This is a genomic window from Nocardia sp. NPDC059154 (assembly GCF_042755705.1).
Taxonomy (GTDB): domain Bacteria; phylum Actinomycetota; class Actinomycetes; order Mycobacteriales; family Mycobacteriaceae; genus Nocardia.
Window position 1 is genome coordinate 26,113 of record NZ_JBHZCS010000085.1, and the last position, 15,947, is coordinate 42,059.

Consider the following 15,947-nt stretch of genomic DNA (forward strand, 5'->3'; position numbering starts at 1 on the left):
CGCCCACCGATGCGGACGGGGCTGCCACGAAATGATCGGGGCGCTCCGGCAATCCGATGGGCGGGCGCTGACTTCGCTTGCCACGCCCATCGCTTTGACCCAGCTGGCTCAGGTTGCGGTGTCCACCACGAATATTGCGTTGATGGGGACGCTCGGCGTGCGGGAGGTGGCCGCGGGCGGGTTGGCGCTGGTGTTGTTCAACCAGATTCGGACCATGTGTGTGGGGTTGATTACCGGGACGGGTAATCAGGTGGCGACGGTGGTGAGCCGGGCCGAGAAGCAGGGGCGGGGAGCCGAGGCGGAGGTTCGGGAGGTGGTGCGGTCGAGCTTCCTGATCGCGACCGTCGCCGGATTGCTAGGCGGCGCACTGCTCATCGGGCTGGGGTGGGTGCTGCGATGGCTGGGGCAGGATGCACAGGTACTCGCGGAGGCGCGGCCGATGATGGTCGCGCTGGCGCCGGGGTTGGTGCCGTGCCTGTGGTTCCAGGTGTTGCGGCAGTACACCGTCGGGATGCAGCGGCCGCAGGCTCTGCTGCTGGTGACACTGGGGTCGGTGGTGCTGAATCTGGTGCTGGCGCTGACGTTCATGCACGGCTGGGCCGGGCTGCCCGCGCTGGGGCTGACCGGGGTCGGCGTGGCGACCTCGCTGGTTTTCCTGATCACCTACGGGGTGTTCTGGGCGATGGTGCGGCGGGATCCGAAACTCGGTGCGACACTGCCGGTTCGGATATGGCCGGTGCATGCGGCGACGGTGTGGGAGGAGTTGCGGCTGGGGACGCCGATCGCGCTGACCTACGGGTCGGAGGCGGGCATGTTCTCGGTGCTGGCGCTGGCGATGGGGAGTCTGGGGGCGGCGGCGCTGGCGGCGCACAATGTCGTCTATCAGATCGTGTACATCGTGTTCCAGGTGGCGATCGGGCTCTCGCACGGGGCGTCGATCCTGGTGAGCAAGGCGGTGGCGCGGGACGAGTTCGCGCATGCGCGGTCGGTGGCGTGGCTGGCGCTGCGGTGCGTGGCAGTGGTCGCCGGGGTCACGGGTGTCGCGTATGTGCTGGCGCCGGACTGGGTGCTGCGTCCGCTCCTGGCCGACAGTGATTCGGCCACGGTGGCACTGGCGCACACGCTGCTGCTGATCGCCATCGTCCTGCAGTTCTTCGACGCCGCCCAGAACATCGGGGTCGGGCTGCTGCGCGGACTCAAGGACACCAAGGGCGGGTTCCGGCTCTCCCTCGTCGGGTACTGGGGTGTGGGATTGCCCACGGCGCTGCTGCTCGCGTTCCCCGCGCACCTGGGCGCGGCGGGCGTGTGGTGGGGTCTGACCACCGGTCTGGCCACCACCGCTGCCCTGATGCTGCGTCGCTTCTTCACCCTGCTGCATGTACAGGAGCAGGCGAATCAGCGAGTGCTGGCCGGTAGCCTCGGGCATTAGCCCGACACCCAAATCTCACCTTCCCGCAAGCATGTCGTCACTGGGCGCGGGCAACCTGAAAGAAACGGGCTTCGCTATTCTGGCGACGAATTCGGCAAGCGCAGTCGACAGGGTCGGCAAGCCCAGGGCGCACACCACTGACAATGCCGGGGAGGATGTCCGTGCACATCTCGCGAGTCGCCGAGTATCCGAGGGCAGATCATGTCCTGTTCCATTTCAGCGACACCCATCTGATCGCCGCCGACACCGAGCTCTACGGTGCGGTCGACGCCGAGGCGCGGCTGACCGCGCTGCTCGGGCAGGCCGAGGCCAGCCGCATCGCGCCGACCGCCATCGTCTTCACCGGCGACCTCGCCGACCAGGGCGAGCCGGGCGCGTACCGCAAGCTGCGGGATCTGGTGGAGCCGTGGGCCGAACGGATCGGCGCGCCCGTGGTGTGGGTCGCCGGCAACCACGACGACCGCGCGGCCCTGCGCGAGGAACTCCTCGACGCGGTGCCTTCGAACGACGCGGCTTCCGGCGCACCGTTCGACGCGGTCCACATGTTCGACGGGTTGCGCGTCATCGCCCTCGACACCACCGTCCCCGGCCACCACTGGGGCGAGATCACCGACGACCAATTGGCCTGGCTGCGTGAGGTTCTCGCCGAACCCGCCCCCTTCGGCACCGTCCTCGCCATGCACCACCCGCCCATCCCCTGCGTCCAGGACCTGGCTGTCCTGGTCGAACTACGCGACCAGCGCCGCCTCGCCGACGTCCTCGACGGCACCGACGTCCGCGCCATTCTGGCTGGGCACCTGCACCTTTCGAGCACCGCCACCTTCGCCGGCATCCCGGTCTCAGTGGCCTCGGCCACCTGCTACAGCCAGGACATGGCCGCGGCCGAGGGCGGCCAACGCGGCCGCGACGGCGCCCAAGCCTTCAATTACGTCCACATCTACCCCGACACCATCGTCCACTCGGTAGTCCCCATCGGCCACGGCCCCACCGTCGGCAACCCCGCCGACCCCGAACAAGCAGCGACCAGGCTCGCCGACGCCGGCATTGTCATCCCACCGGCGGCCCGCATCCCACACGTCCTCCGCCGCCGGACCGAGGCCCCCGAATCCGACGGCGAAACGGTCCTCTGACCGTTCAGGGAGATTTCGGTGCTGCCTATCGCCGGAATCGCTTCGGCCGCTGACTATCCGCTGCCGCTGGGCTCAACCTCAAGCGGTGGTCCCGCGCCGACTCGCGATCTGATAGACGTTGCCGAACGGGTCACGCACCATGGCTCGGCGGTCACCATACGGCGTGTCGAGCGGTGCCTCCACGGTGACTGCACCCGAGGTCAGCGCCCGCTGATATGTGGCGGCGACGTCATCGACATAGACGTACAGAAAGGCTGGAAACACCTCGCGTTCGCCAGATGCCGACACCATAACCAGCGAGTCGCCGATCCGGACCTCGGTCGGTCGATTCGGCTCGACGTCGCCGACTGCTTCGAACACCGTCCGCAGGAACTCGACCGCGGCAAGCTGGTCATCGACCACCATGCGTGGTGTCACTGAATGAAACCCTGGCGGAAGAGCAGAAGCCTTGGCCATGCAGAGAGTCTCGCATGCCACCGTGAGCCACGGTGCAAGGTCAGCAGAACACGTTCACAGACTGGAGGAGCGGCCGAACGATCCCTGAAGCGCGAGCCGATCGAAAAGGGTCGCTTATCCAATGACCGGTGTGTTCGAGGCTGAGCCTCCGGCTTCGGGTCGACTTCTCCGATCACACTGTCACCGAGCCGCTTTGGCTTCGGACCAAACCAGAAATCATCGTCGGCAATCCGTCACCGCATCACTAAATGATCATCGCGTGCTCTATCGGGGATCATCAGCGCCCCCTTCCGGCTACAACCCGTTCTAGCCTGGTCAGGATTGCCGTTGACCGCACCGCTCCCGCTACTGATTGTGGCGGAATTCCATTGGGAGACAAGATGTCTCGCATGGCGACGGTTGTGTGGGCAACCCGACGATGGATTGGGACATCGAATGAAATTCCGCAGCATCACCGTGGCCGCCGTACTGGTTGCCGGCGCGCTGACCGCCGACCTGGGGACCGTGCATGCCGAGCCAGCCGCCCCGGCCGATCCTGGGATCAAGTACTCACTCAAAGTGGTCGACAAGACCGTCGTCGCCACGTTGCGGGGCGCGAGGTTCGCGCTGAGCGAGCAGGACGGCGCGACGTCCGACGCTCCGAAGACCCAGGTGGCCAACATCAAGGACGATAGCGGTGCGACGGTACTGTCGATGCCGCTCGATTACCGAATCGGGGACGTTCGGGTTCCGGTCAAAGCGGTCACGAAGAACGACGACACCGTTCTGGAGATCACACCGAAAAGGCCTGAAGGAGTACAGATCTCCAACCAGCAGCTCGCGCTCGAACCAATTGCCTCGCCCACAGAGGACCAGCGAGCGTTGAACGAATTCAGCAGCAAGCTGTCGGTCGCCGGTCAAGTCGGCGCATTGGTCGGCGGGATAATCGGTTTCGTCGTCGGTTGCGTCGCCAGCATCGCGATCGGCTGCATCCCCGGCGGTGTTGCCGGGGTACCGGCAGGCGGAATCATCGGTGGCCTGGTGGCGGGCGGCCCGACGTTGATCGCCGCGGGCATCGACCTGCTGAATACCTGGCAGGCCGCACCGGGCACCTCCAAATGGGCCGATCCACAGCCTCAACCCGCCCCGCAGAACTGACCTGCACCTCACCGGCCGGCCGCCCAGCGGCAGCCGATCAACCTGCGGGCAGACCGACCTGTTCGCGCTCGAGCCTGTCACGAAGCTGCGAAAGGGCTTGCGCGACAGCCGATAAAGAAGAACCCGTGATGGTGCTGCCGAACAACTCGGTCAGCCGCTGGGAGAATCGGTCGAGGAAATCCGCGCGGGATTCCGAGCGCTGATGGCCCGGATGAACGTGCCGACCGAGATACGTACCCGAACAATGGCACTCGGCACCCGGCCTGCCGTGCTCGCCGAACCGATCGAGCCCGCGCGCCCGGGACCATCCTGTACTTCCATGGTGGCGGCTTCATCTACGGCTCACCCGACGGTGATGTCACTGACCGCGAACCTGGTGACCCGCACCGGTTTCCGTGCCTTTTCGGTGGACTACCGGCTGGCGCCCGAGCACCCCTTCCCGGCCGCGATCGACGACACCCTGAGCGCCACAGGAGTCGTCCCCGATTACCCTCCCGGGCCTGCTGATTCGCGTCGTTGTTGGATCAAATCCTGGCCGCGACCCGACCCTGACACCAGTCTCCAGCTAGCCGAACGCGGGACGTTTGTCCGCAGTAATCCTTTGCTACACGCGGCACTTCGGGGTCTCGGTAGTAATCGCCGAAAAGCCGACGAAGTTCGGGCAGCCGACCGGAGTCATCCCATCCGGCTGGTGAACTGGTTCAGGTCGAAATAATCTCGCCAGGCGCTGATCCTGCCGTCCCTGACCTCGAAGGTCCCCATGACCGGGAGCTCGAAAGACCTGTCGGGGAGCGTGAAGACGTCCACGCGCTCGGTCATCACGACCGGACCACTGGCTGCGATGTTGACGATGCGGAAGTCGATGCCCATGATGCCTGGCGGGCCAGGGCGGATGAACGAGGCGATGTAGTCGGCGATCGCTTCCCTGCCAGTGACCGGTGCCATCGGGATGTTGTGGTAGACCGCGTCGTCTGTGAAGAATGCGGCGAGGTCACTGACCCCGGCATCGTCGGACCACGCCGCGCAGAACCTGCGCACCACCTCGATCGGGCTCTCCATCGGGCTCCCTCCTGCGCAATGATCAGATCATATGTCACGCCCTCCCCGCCTCCATGGCCCCAACCGCCGAACGCACTGAATGCCGCATACCGCGCTGACCGAACCGGCCAGCATGGGCGGCGGAAGATCAACCGGCCATGCCCATCTGACGTCGACCGAACGTCCGCAACTGCGGATTACAGGGCATCCGCAGCGGTGTACACGATTTCGGCTGCACCGATGACTTTCGGGTGAATGCGTCGTCGATATCTCTGGATATATACCGACAGAGAGGAGTCCAGGCATGACGAGACCGTTTCGGGATGGCATGACGTCGGTGCGGGCGAATGGTGTGGATCTGGGTATCGAGAGCTTCGGGCGCGAGGACGATCCGCTGGTCCTGCTGGCCGGCGGCACAACGATGTTGTCCTGGCCCGACGCGCTGTGCGAGCGGCTCGCGTCGGGCGGGCGGCGCGTGGTCCGCTACGACCTGCGCGACTCCGGCGCGTCGACGACCCTCGACCCGGAGAATCCGGCATACGACCTACGGGATCTCGTGGCCGACGCGGCCGCGCTGGTCGAGGTGCTCGGCGCCGGGACCGCCCATCTCGGTGGAGTCGGCGTCGGTGGGATGGTCGCTCAGGTCGCCGCGCTGGACCACCCGGACGTGTTCTCCGCCCTGACCCTCGCCGGCACTCGGCCGGTGGCGCCGGGCCCGGTGGACGAGGACCTGCCGGAACACGACCTCGCGGTCATGGGCGCGCTGTTCTCCCGCCCGCTGCCGGACTGGACCGACCGGGACGCTGTCGCGGCGTTCGCCGCCTCCGGGGCCGAGCCGCTGGGCAACGATCCGGAGGAAGCGCAGGCGACGGCGGCCCGAATCTGGGATCGAACGGCGTCGAGCGATCCCGCGGTGCATCAGGCGAACCAGCTCGGAATGGTGTTCTCCCGGATCGACTGCGCCCCGCGCTGGCGGGAGCGGCTCGGTGAGCTCGACGTGCCCACGCTCGTGGTGCACGGTCGCGCCGATCCGTTCTTCCCGGTCGGCAACGGCGGGGTCCTCGCCGCCGAAATCCCTGGGGCGCGACTGCTCGTCCTCGACGACATGGGCACCGCCCTGCGCAACGCCGCGGCCGACCAGGTCGCTGCCGCCATGCTCGCCCTGTAACCGCCCGGCTGGGAGGCATCCTGAGTCGGCGGAATCGCTCTATACCGCTTCCCGCGCTGTTGGAGGGCCGGCAGCGAGACCGGCTGCGGCCCAGGGCATCCCCTTCTGCCGAGTTCGGGGCGTTTGCACGGGCGTGTACACGATCTTGGCGGCACCGATGAATATCGGGTGGATCCATCGTCGATACCTCTGGACATACCGAAAACACATGGAGGCACTGGCATGCGGAAGTTGATTCTGGGTTTTTACGTCTCGCTCGACGGTAAAAGCGCTGACGCGGACAACGGAATCCGGGACGTCATGATGAGCGTCGACGACCCCGAGCAGGAGCAGTACTTTGTCAACCAGCTGTGGGAGGCTGGGGCCTTCCTCATGGGCCGCAACAGCTACGAGATCATGGCCGGATACTGGCCCACCTCCGACCACCCGTCCGCCGAGGCCATGAACGAGATCCCCAAGGTCGTGTTCTCCCGCACCCTGAAATCCGCCGATGACTGGCCCGAGACCCGGATCGCCAGCGGTGACACGACCGAGGAGATCGCCAAGCTCAAGGCCGAGCCCGGCAAGGACCTCGTCGCCGTCGGCGGCACCGAGTTCATGCACTCCCTGATCAAGCTCGGCGTGGTCGACGAGTACCGGCTGTGGGTGCTGCCCGCCGCCACGGGCAAGGGCGCGCCGCTGTTCCCCGAGCTGGATCAGCCCGTGAATTTGCGCTTGGTGAAAAGCACGGCCTTCCCGTCCGGAATCCTCGAGCTGGTGTACGCGCCAGCCGACAAGTAGGACCCAGCAATTGAGCCGGCTTGCGTCCCTATTTCGCTGACACGGTGTTACGTTCGCGGGCGCATCATCCGATAGCCAGGTACAGCAACGTCATTCGCGGTGCTGACGGTATAGGCGATCCGAATCACGTTGTGGTGGTTGTGATCAGATGTGGAGGGACCGATGACAGCCCTGAAGACCACCACCGCAGCGCTGCTCGCGGTCGGCACACTGGCACTGGCGGGATGTGGGCCCGACAACACCGGTGCCTCCCCGTCGACTGTCACCGTGTCCGAAACCGCAACTGCGACAGCCACCGCATCCGACGGCGGCACACCTGCCCCGGGCACCACCACTTCCGCAGACACCGGCGGTAGGCCGACCGGCCCCGCGCTGTGCCGCGCTGCCGATCTGAAGCTGTCCAAGGGCCGGTCCGACGGAGCAGCGGGTAGCGCGTACACCCCGCTCATCTTCACGAACGCCGGAATGCATCCCTGCACCCTGACCGGATTCCCCGGAGTCTCGTTCGCCAACAGCCGCACCGGCGACCCGATCGGAGCCCCTGCCGATCGAGACAAGCCGAAGCCGACGGTCACCCTGGGGATCAACGAGAAGGCCTCCGCCGTACTCCGCATCACCGATGCCGGGAATTACGGCGACAAGTGCCACAAGGTCACTGCCGCCGGCCTGCGAATCTACCCGCCGGACAACACGGAGTCGTTCTTCCTGACCTGGGAGATAAGCGCCTGTACCAACACCGATGTCCACCTGCTGGAGATCTCGTCGCTCGTACCGGGCGAGACCGGGAACTGACCTCCAGTTATAGACGGCTGGGTCATTCCCTTGGGATACCGGTGGTGGTTCGCTGTTCCAGGTAGATCAGGATTGCCCGGACGCGTTGGCTGTGGGCGGGATCTTTGTGGCGCCCGCATGGCACCTAGGCCGACCGGGGCCGGAGTTTTGGGTTGGTCAGGTGGTGCTCTGGTTCTTGACGACCGGTTCCTGAAACTCGGTAACCCAGTCGTCGAGGTTCGCGGGGCATTCCAGGTTGGTTTCCCTGGGGTAGCCGGTCGAGCGGTAGCCGTTGACATCGATCCAGCGACCCAGGGTTTGGAAACCCCGTAACCATCATCGAGTGGACCCGCCGCCACCGTCAGCGCCCAACACCCTCGGGCACGATCCCGGACCGGAAGATGCGCGTCGGGATGCCAGCTCGTTGCGCCAAATCGGCAGTATGGCTGGCACCGGCCGAACCGTCGCGAATGAAGGCCAGGCACACATCGGCGCCCAACTGCACCAACTCTGCGTTCCGCTGAAAGCCCGCGCTCCGACCGAACTGCTTCCAATCCGCCGGATGCCGTTCAACCTGCCCACCCCAATGAGTCCAGCACGCCTCGCACAGCGCGTCGGCACCGGTCGGACAAGCCCCCGACACGAGAACGGCATCCGGATCCCACACCTCGGCCAACGCATCCCGAATGACGCGCCGGTCCCCCCATGACCGTGAGCCGGTCACCAGAACCCGTCTTCCCACGCCGCGCAGACCTCCCTCGAATCAGCCGCTGCCACCTCGCCGCCCACTCTGCCAGCAGGTCCCGACACCCCTCACCGACAGCGCCTCATACCCGAATCCCGGGCAGATGTTGCGTCCGCAGCGGCGCGATACATGGCCGTGCGCTGTAGACCGGGGGCGGGGGTCTACCCAATCACCCCGGCGCACGATATTAGCCGCATCCCGCGCTGATCGAACCGGCCGGCGCGGGGCAGGCGACCTTCAGGTGGCCGTATCGATTCGAGGCCGACCGAACACACCGCTGCATGACGATGACCGTGCAGCGCTCCTTGCTCGGAGACCGACTTGGCTACTCTGCGGCCTTTCGGTGCTCGATTGTGTAATGAGCTGTTGCCCAGGCGTTTCGAGCTCGTCGGCAGTCATCCCGTCAAGAGAACCACGTCCGGGATCCCAGTCGTCGGCCGGCCCGCGACCTGTGGGTTCGTGCAGAAAGTTGGGATCGGTAGGAGGCGCGCGCGGCGTCTACTTACCCCATGACATCTTCTCAACCTCCCGCGAACCAACCGCAGTCCGCCGGCTTGGACAAAAAGACCAGTGCGATCCTGTCGTACGCGCTGGGGTGGCTCACCGGAATCATCTTCCTATTTGTGGGAAAGAATGATCCCGATGTGAAATTCCATGCCTCGCAATCGATCGTCTTCTTCGGGGCGGTCTCGGTGGTCAACATCGTGCTGAGCATCGTCGGCTCGCTCCTCGGAGTCGTGGGGATCATCTTCAGCCTCGCCGGACTCGCAGTCGCGGTCTTCGCGGTCGTCGTCTGGATCATGGCCATGGTCCAGGCGAACAACACCGGCGGTGTCCGCGCGGAGCTTCCCATTGTCGGAAAATTCACTGCCCCCTATGCCGATCAGTTGGCCAGCTCGGTCAAGTAGCGGACAACAGTCCGAAGATCAACGGCCCGAGGCTATCTCGGGCCGTTAGCGTCCGCGCGGAACGTCCGGAACTGCCTGCGGGTTCGGGCGGTCATCGCAACACCTCATCGAGTGCTTGTGATGGGTTACGGGGCAGGCAAAGATCAACTGGCCGTGCCGATCCGGGGCTGACGGAACGTACGCAACTGCCGACGACCGGGCGTTGCCCTTCGGTCGTCCTGTGATTCACCTGTCGGATTTGGGTCCGGGCATCGCGGGCATCAATCGTGGCGCTGGTGGCAGCGATGCAGACGTGGGCGAAGTTCGGAACGCTTGGATCATGAGGGCGGCGAAGCGGCGGGAGGCCGCGATTCGTGCTGCCGGTGTGCTGGCCTGGATGCCGTTGTTGGCCATGATCATGAGGACGAGGTCGTCCAGGACGATGTCGGGGCGTAGGCGGCCGGTGTCCTTGGCGCGGCGGATCAGTTCGGCGGCGCCTGTGAGCGCGGCGGTGCGGATCGCGGTGAAGTCCATGGCGTGTGGGTAGGTGGACATGAAGGCTGCGGTGAAGCCGTGGTCGCGTGCTTGCAGCTCACAGAGTTTCTCGAGGGTGAGGCAGAAGCCGTGCCAGGGATCGGGGTCGGCGAGCCCTTCGTCCACGAGGGTCTGGCAGGCGAGCATCTGATCGGTGAACGCCTCGGCGACCAGCATCTGTTTGGTCGGGAAATGGCGGTAGAGGGTGGCGGGGCCGACCTCGGCGCGGCGGGCGATGGTCCGCATCGGCACCTCCAGGCCGTCGGTGACGAATACCGCGCGAGCCGCGTCGAGGATGCGTTCGCGGTTGTCGCGGGCGTCGGAGCGCAGGGTGTGAGGCAAACGAGCGGTCACCACTCTCACTTTAGCTAAACGGACAGGGGCGTCCGTTACGGTCCGTTGGTCTGTCCGATCGAACAGAGCACGGAGAAACCAATGCATGCAGTGATGGTCCCAGCGTTCGGAGGTCCCGAAGTCCTCGCGGTGGTCGAGCTCCCCGACCCGAATCCGGCCGCCGGGCAGGTGTCGATCACGACCGAGGCGATCGGTGTCGGCGGTGTCGACGCCCTGATCCGAAGTGGCGCGCTGGCCGCCTACGGAGCCACGCCCGGTCGCATCCCTGGCCAAGAGGTCGCGGGCACCGTGACCGAGGTCGGCGAGGGTGTCGACACGGCGTGGATCGGTCAGCGCGTGTGGGCGTTCACCGGTGAGGACGGCGGCTACACCGAGCGCGCCGTCGCCTCGGCCGAGACGCTCGTCCCCCTCCCGGAGATGGTCGTGGCCTTCAGGAAGTCGATGTCGTTCGCGACCTTCAGCGCCGACACCGTGCCCGCACCCGACCGACGCGCCGCGACCGCCGAACTGTTCGCCGCCGCGGCCAGCGGCGAGCTGGAAGCGGTTGTGCACGAGACGCTTTCACTGGAACAAGCTGTGCTGGCGCACCAGAAAATGGAAGCTGGCGAGGTGTTCGGGAGAATCGTGCTCACACCATCGGCGAGATAGGCGACACCGCCTCTCACCGCAATATCAACGCACGCACATCAACGTAAGTCGTTTTGTGTCAAGTGGTTTGGTAGTGCCGCATAGAGTTTCCGGATGATCCGCAGGCACGGCCGCTGCCCACCGCATCGACAGTGAAGGCGATGTGCGCATCCTCGAATCCGAGCCAGCGCTTCGTTAGCGGAAACCACGCCTTGTAGGTCGTTTCCTTGGCACAGAACAGAACCCGGTCCGTGTGCAATCCAGAGTGGTTGGCCTGCAACCACTCTCGCTCCTGCCGGGCTCCGATGAATTCTCGGCGCCGGCAGTGCGCGCTCATGTCGAATGGAGGATGTGCATAGGCAGTATTCCGTTGCCCCACTTCTGCCGTTAATTGATCGATAGAATGCCGCTGAGCTGGTCAATCAACGAAAGGAGCGCATGATGTCGACGAAGTGTTTCATCGAAGGCGGACCAGATGACATGCCCACGCGAATCGTCCCGATCACGCCGCCCGGTTTCGAGGTGAAGATCGAGCGTCGTGCCGGCTACGAACATTACAAAAGCACCCCAAGGTTCACAGATACCGTCGAGGGGCGGCTGCCTGTGTACGAGTGGTTCGAACGAACCGAGATTGCCGAGTAGATATAACCGTCGCAACCGTTTGCTCACTCGAGGCGTGAGCAAACGGTCGGTCGTGGGGCTGCTCAGTCGGTGATGTGGTCGAAGTCGATGAGCAGGTGCTGGGGGCCGCGGAAGATTTGGCTTCGCCGATAGGGTGGCGGGTCGACGACCAGGCGGGGTGTGGCGACGCGGCGTAGGAAGGTTTCCAGCGCCAGGTTGACTTCCAGTCGTGCGAGCGGGCCGCCCAGGCAGGTGTGGATGCCGCTGCCCCAGCCGAAGTGTTCGTTGTCGGGGCGGTGGAGGTCGAAGCGGTTCGGGTTGGCAAAGCGGTTCGGGTCGCGGTTGGCGGCGGCGTAGACCAGGTGCACCGAGGCCCCTTTCGGGATGACGGTGCCTGCGATGTCGATATCGGCGGTGGCGCTGCGGCTGGGGAAGAACTGCACCGCCGCCTGCAGCCGCTGGACCTCTTCGATCGCGCGTGGGAGCAGCTCCGGTCGGCTGCGGACCTGGTCGTAGGACCCGGGGTTGCGCAGCAGCGTCATCACACAGTTGGTGATGGTGTTGACCGTCGAGTCATGACCGGCGACCAGCAGCAGCACCGCATTGGACAACACCTGTTCGGCAGGCATCGGACCATCGGGGCCCTGGTCGTGAATCAGTTTGGACAACAATCCCTGCCCGGGCTCGCGTTGGAGCTGCTCGATCAGGCCGGCCAGGTAGTCCATGAGCGCGTCACGGCTTGCGCGGGACTTCTCGGCGCGGGCCCTGCCCTGCTCGGTGGTCGCATCCGGGCCCAGATCTATGCCGGTCAACATGTCGCGGATCCAGGCATGGAACATGGGTTCGTCTGCGAGCGGGACCCCGAGGATCTTGCAGATCACCATCACCGGCACCGGGTAGGCGTAATCGTCGACCACATCCAGCCTGGTCCTGCCGCTGGCCTCGATGCCGTCGAGCAGTTGGTTGCACAGTCGCACGATGTCGGGCTCCATGCCGGGGATGACATCGGGTGAATGCGGTGAGATGAAGTGGCGCATCACCTGCCGGCGCGCCCGATCGTGCTCGGGGGGATCGGAGACGATGATGCTCGGCCGGCGACCGTAGGCCTGCATGTCCTCGGCACCGGGCTCCGAGTCGGCGCCTGACGTCAGGGTGGCTCCCAGCGGGCTGCGGCTGATATCGGAGCTGACCCGGGGGTCGTGCGCCAGCGTCAGTAGTTCCTCATACCCGGTCACCACGTACAGGTTGTCGGCAACTCGCGCCACGGGGGTCTGGCGCAGTTGGTCGAAGAACGGGTACGGGTCGGCGCGGTGTTCGTATTTCATCGCCTCCGCCCAGGCGCTCGCTGCGGTCATGCTGGCTCCCTTGGTCAGTGGAACTCGGCGCCTCGTGAGGTGGGGTCGTGACCGGTCAGCACCACATCGGGAATCTCGGTCAGTACTCGTGGATCGGGGAAGCGGGCCGGCATCGGTGCTGGGTCAGGCGCTTGGTCGTAGCCCGGCGGCGGTGGTGGGAACGGTGCCGAGCGCTCGATCATCGCCGCGTAGTACGGCAGCCACTTGCCATGGTTGAACGTCACCGCCCCGACGATGCGGCCGCGGTGGCCGTAGGCCGCGGCGAAGCGATAATCCTCGGGAGACCCCTGGGTGAACACGATCTCATCGCCGAACGAGCACACCCCCACACCCTTGATGTTCACCCCGAATTGGCCCGACCAGAACGAGGGCAGCGGCAAGTGCGGTCGCCGCTCGGTCTCCAGGTTGATCATGTTGTTCGCGGCGACCTGCGCCCCGCACACCGCGTTGTCCCAGTGCTCCATCGAAATGAACTGATACCCGTACAGCACGTGTGGCTGACGCGCGACGTCCCCGGCCACGAAGATGTTGTCGGTCACCACCCCGTTGATGTCGAACGCGCGACAGCCCGCATCGCAGCCGACTCCCCAGAAACCAGCGGCCAACCCGGCACCTGCCAGCCACTCGACGTTGCGGATCGACCCCAACGACGCCACCACCACATCGACATCGAGCGTGGTCCCATCCGACAGCCGGGCCCGGCGCACATGCCCGCCGGCATCGCCGTCGAGGGCTTCCACGGACACGCCGGTGCGCAGGTCCACGCCGGCGCCGCGCTGCATCCGGGCGGCGATGTCGCCGATCACCCCGCCCAGCGGCCCCACCAGCGGCCCGCCTCCGCGCTCGGCGACGGTCACCGGCAACCCCAGCTTGCAGCACACCGAAGCCATCTCGGAGCCGACAAACCCCGAGCCGACGACGAGAACCCGCTTCGGGCTCGAATGCAGTGCTGCCTGCAGCCGGGCCGCGTCATCGCAGGTGCGCACCGTGAACACCCCCTGCAGGGCCCCCTCGGCCGGGTTGAACCACGGCCGTGCCCGAACGCCGGTGGCGATGAGCAGCCGGTCATAGGGCACCGTGTCTCCGGTGGCCAGCAAGACTTGTTTGTTCACCCGGTCCAAACCGGTCGCGGCCACACCCAGCCGCCACTGCGCGTCGATGGCCCGCATACGGGGAAGCTTGGTGTGATCGGCGCGAACCCAGCCCTCGAGGACTTGCTTGGACAACGGCGGGCGGTCGTACGGTTCGTGGGTCTCGTCACCGACCAGGGTCAAAGACCCGTGGAAGCCCTTGTCCCGCAAAGCCTCCGCGGCGCGAAGCCCGGCCAGCGACGCCCCCACGATCACGATCCGACCCTCGGCCCGAAACGCCCTGACCAGGTCCGCGGCCAGCGACGCGGTGCTCATGCCACCGGCTCCGGCCCGTCGGGAGTAACAGGCTCCGGCCCGTCGGGTGTATAGGTCTCCACGACGATCGCCTGGACCGGGCACGCCGCCGCCGCTCTCGAGACGCGCTGGCGCTGCGTGTCATCAGGGTTGGGGTCATACGCCAGCGCCTCCTCACCCAGCATTTCGAGCACATCCGGTGCCAGCGGAACGCACTGCGCATACCCCTGACACCGATTCAGATCAACCACGATGCGCATTCCCTCAGCTCCTCATCCGAACCTTGTCCCGATGTGGTCACCCCCTGCGAAACCGCTGCGTGCCGGAGACGCGCGCACGCCCGCAAGGGCCGACGTGAACTCCCAGAAGACGATCACGCCCCGAAGCACTGGCGCCGGGCGGGCACCTCACAAAGGATTCGTAGCACCCAGTACAAAGGATTCGTAGGCCCGACTTCGACGATCCGGTCATTCGCCGGCGGTACACGCTCATGCCAGCCGAAACGTCCGCTTCTGGCGCCGCTCCCCGCACGGTTCGAAGCCGCCAACCGCCGCGACTCGAAGATCAACGGCGCCGAGATGACCTCGGTCCGTTGGCGTCGACGGAACGTCCGCAAGTGCCGCATACCGCGCTGACTGAACCGGCCCGCGCGAGGCACTGGCGGCCGGAACCTGTTGCGGTGCAGAACATCCGAAACTGATTTCAGTGCACGTCTTCAATGCGAGGGCGACAAGCGCGAGCGGTCGGCGTAGGTGCACAATTCGGTTCGTGACGGACGTACCGCGATTTCTCGATGGCGCACGCGTGCTGGCAACAGCAGACATCCGCGGTGCGACACCATCTGGACGCACAAGGCACGAGGTGGACGGTCTCGTCGTCAATGACTTCGTAGGACTGGCGATAGCGCGGTACGACGCGAGCCCTGAGGTGTACTTGTTCTATTGCGACGGGGAGTGGAATGTCATCACCGACACCTGCCACCACAGTATTGCCGGGGCGCGCGAGCAAGCCTCCGACGAGTTCGGTCCGGTCGAGTTCGTCGAATCCCCATTCGCCACCGGCTGAAACAGCCAACCTGTCCCGAACGGTTGTATGGACCGAGTCAATGCCTGCGGGGGTACCAATCCGGTGCTGGTTCGACCGACTGCAGTAGGCCCCAGTCGAGGTATGCGAAGTAGGTCTGTCGGTGCTCGGTGTCGGGATCGTTTGCCGTGAAGCCGATCACGTCTCCGACGCTGCCGAATCCATCGACGTAGTCGACCGGGTCCAAGCTGCAATCCTGTAGACATGCCGCCGACCGAACCGACCAGCGCCTCACCGCGAAAGATCAACGGGCCGCTGGCATTCCGGGCGGCTGATCAACCGCCGGCAGTGCACGCTATTGCCGAGTTTCGGACGACCGGTGTAATCCCGCACAATCCGCTGTAGAACAGCGATTTCCGGGCTGTTGCGAAATGGTGTGGGTGCGTGGTGGCGGGGTGCTCGGTGTATTGCGTGCCTGTTTTGAGGAGGGGACGGCCCCCGACGGGC

General features: G+C 65.7%; 19 protein-coding genes and 1 pseudogene. 11 read left to right on the forward strand and 9 right to left on the reverse strand.

Translation table 11 applies throughout. The annotated features are described in order from the left end of the window. Positions 1 to 31: 31 nt before the first annotated feature. Positions 32 to 1,429: an MATE family efflux transporter gene (locus ACFXN1_RS44240; RefSeq protein ID WP_379438518.1), complete on the forward strand. Its 1,398-nt coding sequence runs from the start codon at positions 32 to 34 to the stop codon at positions 1,427 to 1,429. A gap of 161 nt (positions 1,430 to 1,590) precedes the next feature. Next, the gene (locus ACFXN1_RS44245; RefSeq protein WP_379438517.1) at positions 1,591 to 2,559 is read left to right on the forward strand and encodes a phosphodiesterase; all 969 of its coding nucleotides are present in this window, start codon (positions 1,591 to 1,593) and stop codon (positions 2,557 to 2,559) included. Between the two features lie 78 nt (positions 2,560 to 2,637). Here ACFXN1_RS44245 and ACFXN1_RS44250 read toward each other — a convergent pair whose 3' ends face one another. Continuing rightward, entirely contained in the window at positions 2,638 to 3,015 is a 378-nt protein-coding gene (locus tag ACFXN1_RS44250) for a VOC family protein (RefSeq protein ID WP_379438515.1), read from the reverse strand. Positions 3,016 to 3,450: 435 nt separating this feature from the next. On the opposite strand from ACFXN1_RS44250, the gene ACFXN1_RS44255 reads away from it, so the two are divergent. Together ACFXN1_RS44255 and ACFXN1_RS44260 are read left to right on the forward strand one after the other, a co-directional pair. After that, on the forward strand, positions 3,451 to 4,152 hold the full coding sequence (locus ACFXN1_RS44255) for a hypothetical protein (RefSeq protein WP_379438513.1): 702 nt from the start codon (positions 3,451 to 3,453) through the stop codon (positions 4,150 to 4,152). Between the two features lie 355 nt (positions 4,153 to 4,507). After that, a complete protein-coding gene (locus tag ACFXN1_RS44260; protein ID WP_379463936.1) occupies positions 4,508 to 4,867 on the forward strand; it encodes an alpha/beta hydrolase fold domain-containing protein in 360 nt (119 codons plus the stop codon). Here the strand turns inward: ACFXN1_RS44260 and ACFXN1_RS44265 are convergent. Continuing rightward, a complete protein-coding gene (locus tag ACFXN1_RS44265; protein WP_379438510.1) occupies positions 4,828 to 5,211 on the reverse strand; it encodes a limonene-1,2-epoxide hydrolase family protein in 384 nt (127 codons plus the stop codon). The two genes, ACFXN1_RS44260 and ACFXN1_RS44265, sit on opposite strands and share 40 nt — an antisense overlap. 307 nt (positions 5,212 to 5,518) lie before the next feature. Between ACFXN1_RS44265 and ACFXN1_RS44270 the strand changes: the two genes are divergently transcribed. From ACFXN1_RS44270 to ACFXN1_RS44280, 3 genes are all read left to right on the forward strand, one after another. Then, positions 5,519 to 6,358, forward strand: a complete 840-nt coding sequence (locus ACFXN1_RS44270) for an alpha/beta fold hydrolase (protein ID WP_379438610.1) — start codon at positions 5,519 to 5,521, stop codon at positions 6,356 to 6,358. A 222-nt stretch (positions 6,359 to 6,580) separates the two neighbouring features. Then, positions 6,581 to 7,138: a dihydrofolate reductase family protein gene (locus ACFXN1_RS44275; RefSeq protein WP_379397628.1), complete on the forward strand. Its 558-nt coding sequence runs from the start codon at positions 6,581 to 6,583 to the stop codon at positions 7,136 to 7,138. Positions 7,139 to 7,300: 162 nt separating this feature from the next. Then, positions 7,301 to 7,930 carry a DUF4232 domain-containing protein gene (locus ACFXN1_RS44280; protein WP_379438508.1) on the forward strand — a complete coding sequence of 210 codons (630 nt, stop codon included), beginning with the start codon at positions 7,301 to 7,303 and terminating at the stop codon, positions 7,928 to 7,930. A 340-nt stretch (positions 7,931 to 8,270) separates the two neighbouring features. Here the strand turns inward: ACFXN1_RS44280 and ACFXN1_RS44285 are convergent, their stop codons facing one another. Then, on the reverse strand, positions 8,271 to 8,651 hold the full coding sequence (locus ACFXN1_RS44285; protein ID WP_379463934.1) for an SLOG family protein: 381 nt from the start codon (positions 8,649 to 8,651) through the stop codon (positions 8,271 to 8,273). 512 nt (positions 8,652 to 9,163) lie between these two features. Here ACFXN1_RS44285 and ACFXN1_RS44290 point away from each other — a divergent pair. Further along, on the forward strand, positions 9,164 to 9,562 hold the full coding sequence (locus ACFXN1_RS44290) for a DUF4870 domain-containing protein (protein ID WP_379438505.1): 399 nt from the start codon (positions 9,164 to 9,166) through the stop codon (positions 9,560 to 9,562). Positions 9,563 to 9,787: 225 nt separating this feature from the next. Here ACFXN1_RS44290 and ACFXN1_RS44295 read toward each other — a convergent pair whose 3' ends face one another. After that, positions 9,788 to 10,429 (reverse strand): TetR/AcrR family transcriptional regulator, encoded by a 642-nt coding sequence (locus ACFXN1_RS44295; RefSeq protein WP_379438504.1) that lies wholly within the window; start codon positions 10,427 to 10,429, stop codon positions 9,788 to 9,790. 81 nt (positions 10,430 to 10,510) lie between these two features. Between ACFXN1_RS44295 and ACFXN1_RS44300 the strand changes: the two genes are divergently transcribed. After that, on the forward strand, positions 10,511 to 11,077 hold the full coding sequence (locus ACFXN1_RS44300; RefSeq protein WP_379438502.1) for an alcohol dehydrogenase catalytic domain-containing protein: 567 nt from the start codon (positions 10,511 to 10,513) through the stop codon (positions 11,075 to 11,077). A gap of 58 nt (positions 11,078 to 11,135) precedes the next feature. Here ACFXN1_RS44300 and ACFXN1_RS44305 read toward each other — a convergent pair. Next, positions 11,136 to 11,348: pseudogene (locus ACFXN1_RS44305) on the reverse strand (4'-phosphopantetheinyl transferase superfamily protein); the annotation flags it as partial. Between the two features lie 146 nt (positions 11,349 to 11,494). Between ACFXN1_RS44305 and ACFXN1_RS44310 the strand changes: the two are divergent. After that, entirely contained in the window at positions 11,495 to 11,698 is a 204-nt protein-coding gene (locus ACFXN1_RS44310; protein ID WP_379386484.1) for a DUF5988 family protein, read from the forward strand. A gap of 62 nt (positions 11,699 to 11,760) precedes the next feature. Here the strand turns inward: ACFXN1_RS44310 and ACFXN1_RS44315 are convergent, their stop codons facing one another. Genes ACFXN1_RS44315 through ACFXN1_RS44325 form a run of 3 tightly spaced genes read right to left on the reverse strand, consistent with a single transcriptional unit; the run spans position 11,761 to position 14,677 of the window. Continuing rightward, entirely contained in the window at positions 11,761 to 13,032 is a 1,272-nt protein-coding gene (locus tag ACFXN1_RS44315) for a cytochrome P450 (protein WP_379438501.1), read from the reverse strand. A 14-nt stretch (positions 13,033 to 13,046) separates the two neighbouring features. Continuing rightward, complete coding sequence (locus ACFXN1_RS44320) at positions 13,047 to 14,438, reverse strand: NAD(P)/FAD-dependent oxidoreductase (protein ID WP_379397618.1); 1,392 nt, start codon at positions 14,436 to 14,438, stop codon at positions 13,047 to 13,049. Then, complete coding sequence (locus ACFXN1_RS44325; RefSeq protein WP_379438499.1) at positions 14,435 to 14,677, reverse strand: ferredoxin; 243 nt, start codon at positions 14,675 to 14,677, stop codon at positions 14,435 to 14,437. The genes ACFXN1_RS44320 and ACFXN1_RS44325 overlap by 4 nt, the downstream gene beginning before the upstream one ends. A 508-nt stretch (positions 14,678 to 15,185) precedes the next feature. On the opposite strand from ACFXN1_RS44325, the gene ACFXN1_RS44330 reads away from it, so the two are divergent. Beyond that, complete coding sequence (locus ACFXN1_RS44330) at positions 15,186 to 15,482, forward strand: hypothetical protein (RefSeq protein ID WP_379438498.1); 297 nt, start codon at positions 15,186 to 15,188, stop codon at positions 15,480 to 15,482. A 37-nt stretch (positions 15,483 to 15,519) separates the two neighbouring features. Here ACFXN1_RS44330 and ACFXN1_RS44335 read toward each other — a convergent pair whose 3' ends face one another. Next, positions 15,520 to 15,687, reverse strand: coding sequence for a hypothetical protein (locus ACFXN1_RS44335; RefSeq protein WP_379438496.1), 168 nt, complete (start codon positions 15,685 to 15,687; stop codon positions 15,520 to 15,522). Positions 15,688 to 15,947 lie beyond the last annotated feature (260 nt).

Coding starts and splice junctions, on each gene's coding strand:
- ACFXN1_RS44240 (WP_379438518.1), top strand. CDS start 32: ATGATCGGGGCGCTCCGGCAATCCGATGGGCGGGCGCTGACTTCGCTT.
- ACFXN1_RS44250 (WP_379438515.1), bottom strand. CDS start 3,015: ATGGCCAAGGCTTCTGCTCTTCCGCCAGGGTTTCATTCAGTGACACCA.
- ACFXN1_RS44255 (WP_379438513.1), top strand. CDS start 3,451: ATGAAATTCCGCAGCATCACCGTGGCCGCCGTACTGGTTGCCGGCGCG.
- ACFXN1_RS44260 (WP_379463936.1), top strand. CDS start 4,508: ATGTCACTGACCGCGAACCTGGTGACCCGCACCGGTTTCCGTGCCTTT.
- ACFXN1_RS44265 (WP_379438510.1), bottom strand. CDS start 5,211: ATGGAGAGCCCGATCGAGGTGGTGCGCAGGTTCTGCGCGGCGTGGTCC.
- ACFXN1_RS44270 (WP_379438610.1), top strand. CDS start 5,519: ATGACGTCGGTGCGGGCGAATGGTGTGGATCTGGGTATCGAGAGCTTC.
- ACFXN1_RS44275 (WP_379397628.1), top strand. CDS start 6,581: ATGCGGAAGTTGATTCTGGGTTTTTACGTCTCGCTCGACGGTAAAAGC.
- ACFXN1_RS44280 (WP_379438508.1), top strand. CDS start 7,301: ATGACAGCCCTGAAGACCACCACCGCAGCGCTGCTCGCGGTCGGCACA.
- ACFXN1_RS44290 (WP_379438505.1), top strand. CDS start 9,164: ATGACATCTTCTCAACCTCCCGCGAACCAACCGCAGTCCGCCGGCTTG.
- ACFXN1_RS44300 (WP_379438502.1), top strand. CDS start 10,511: ATGCATGCAGTGATGGTCCCAGCGTTCGGAGGTCCCGAAGTCCTCGCG.
- ACFXN1_RS44310 (WP_379386484.1), top strand. CDS start 11,495: ATGATGTCGACGAAGTGTTTCATCGAAGGCGGACCAGATGACATGCCC.
- ACFXN1_RS44315 (WP_379438501.1), bottom strand. CDS start 13,032: ATGACCGCAGCGAGCGCCTGGGCGGAGGCGATGAAATACGAACACCGC.
- ACFXN1_RS44320 (WP_379397618.1), bottom strand. CDS start 14,438: ATGAGCACCGCGTCGCTGGCCGCGGACCTGGTCAGGGCGTTTCGGGCC.
- ACFXN1_RS44325 (WP_379438499.1), bottom strand. CDS start 14,677: ATGCGCATCGTGGTTGATCTGAATCGGTGTCAGGGGTATGCGCAGTGC.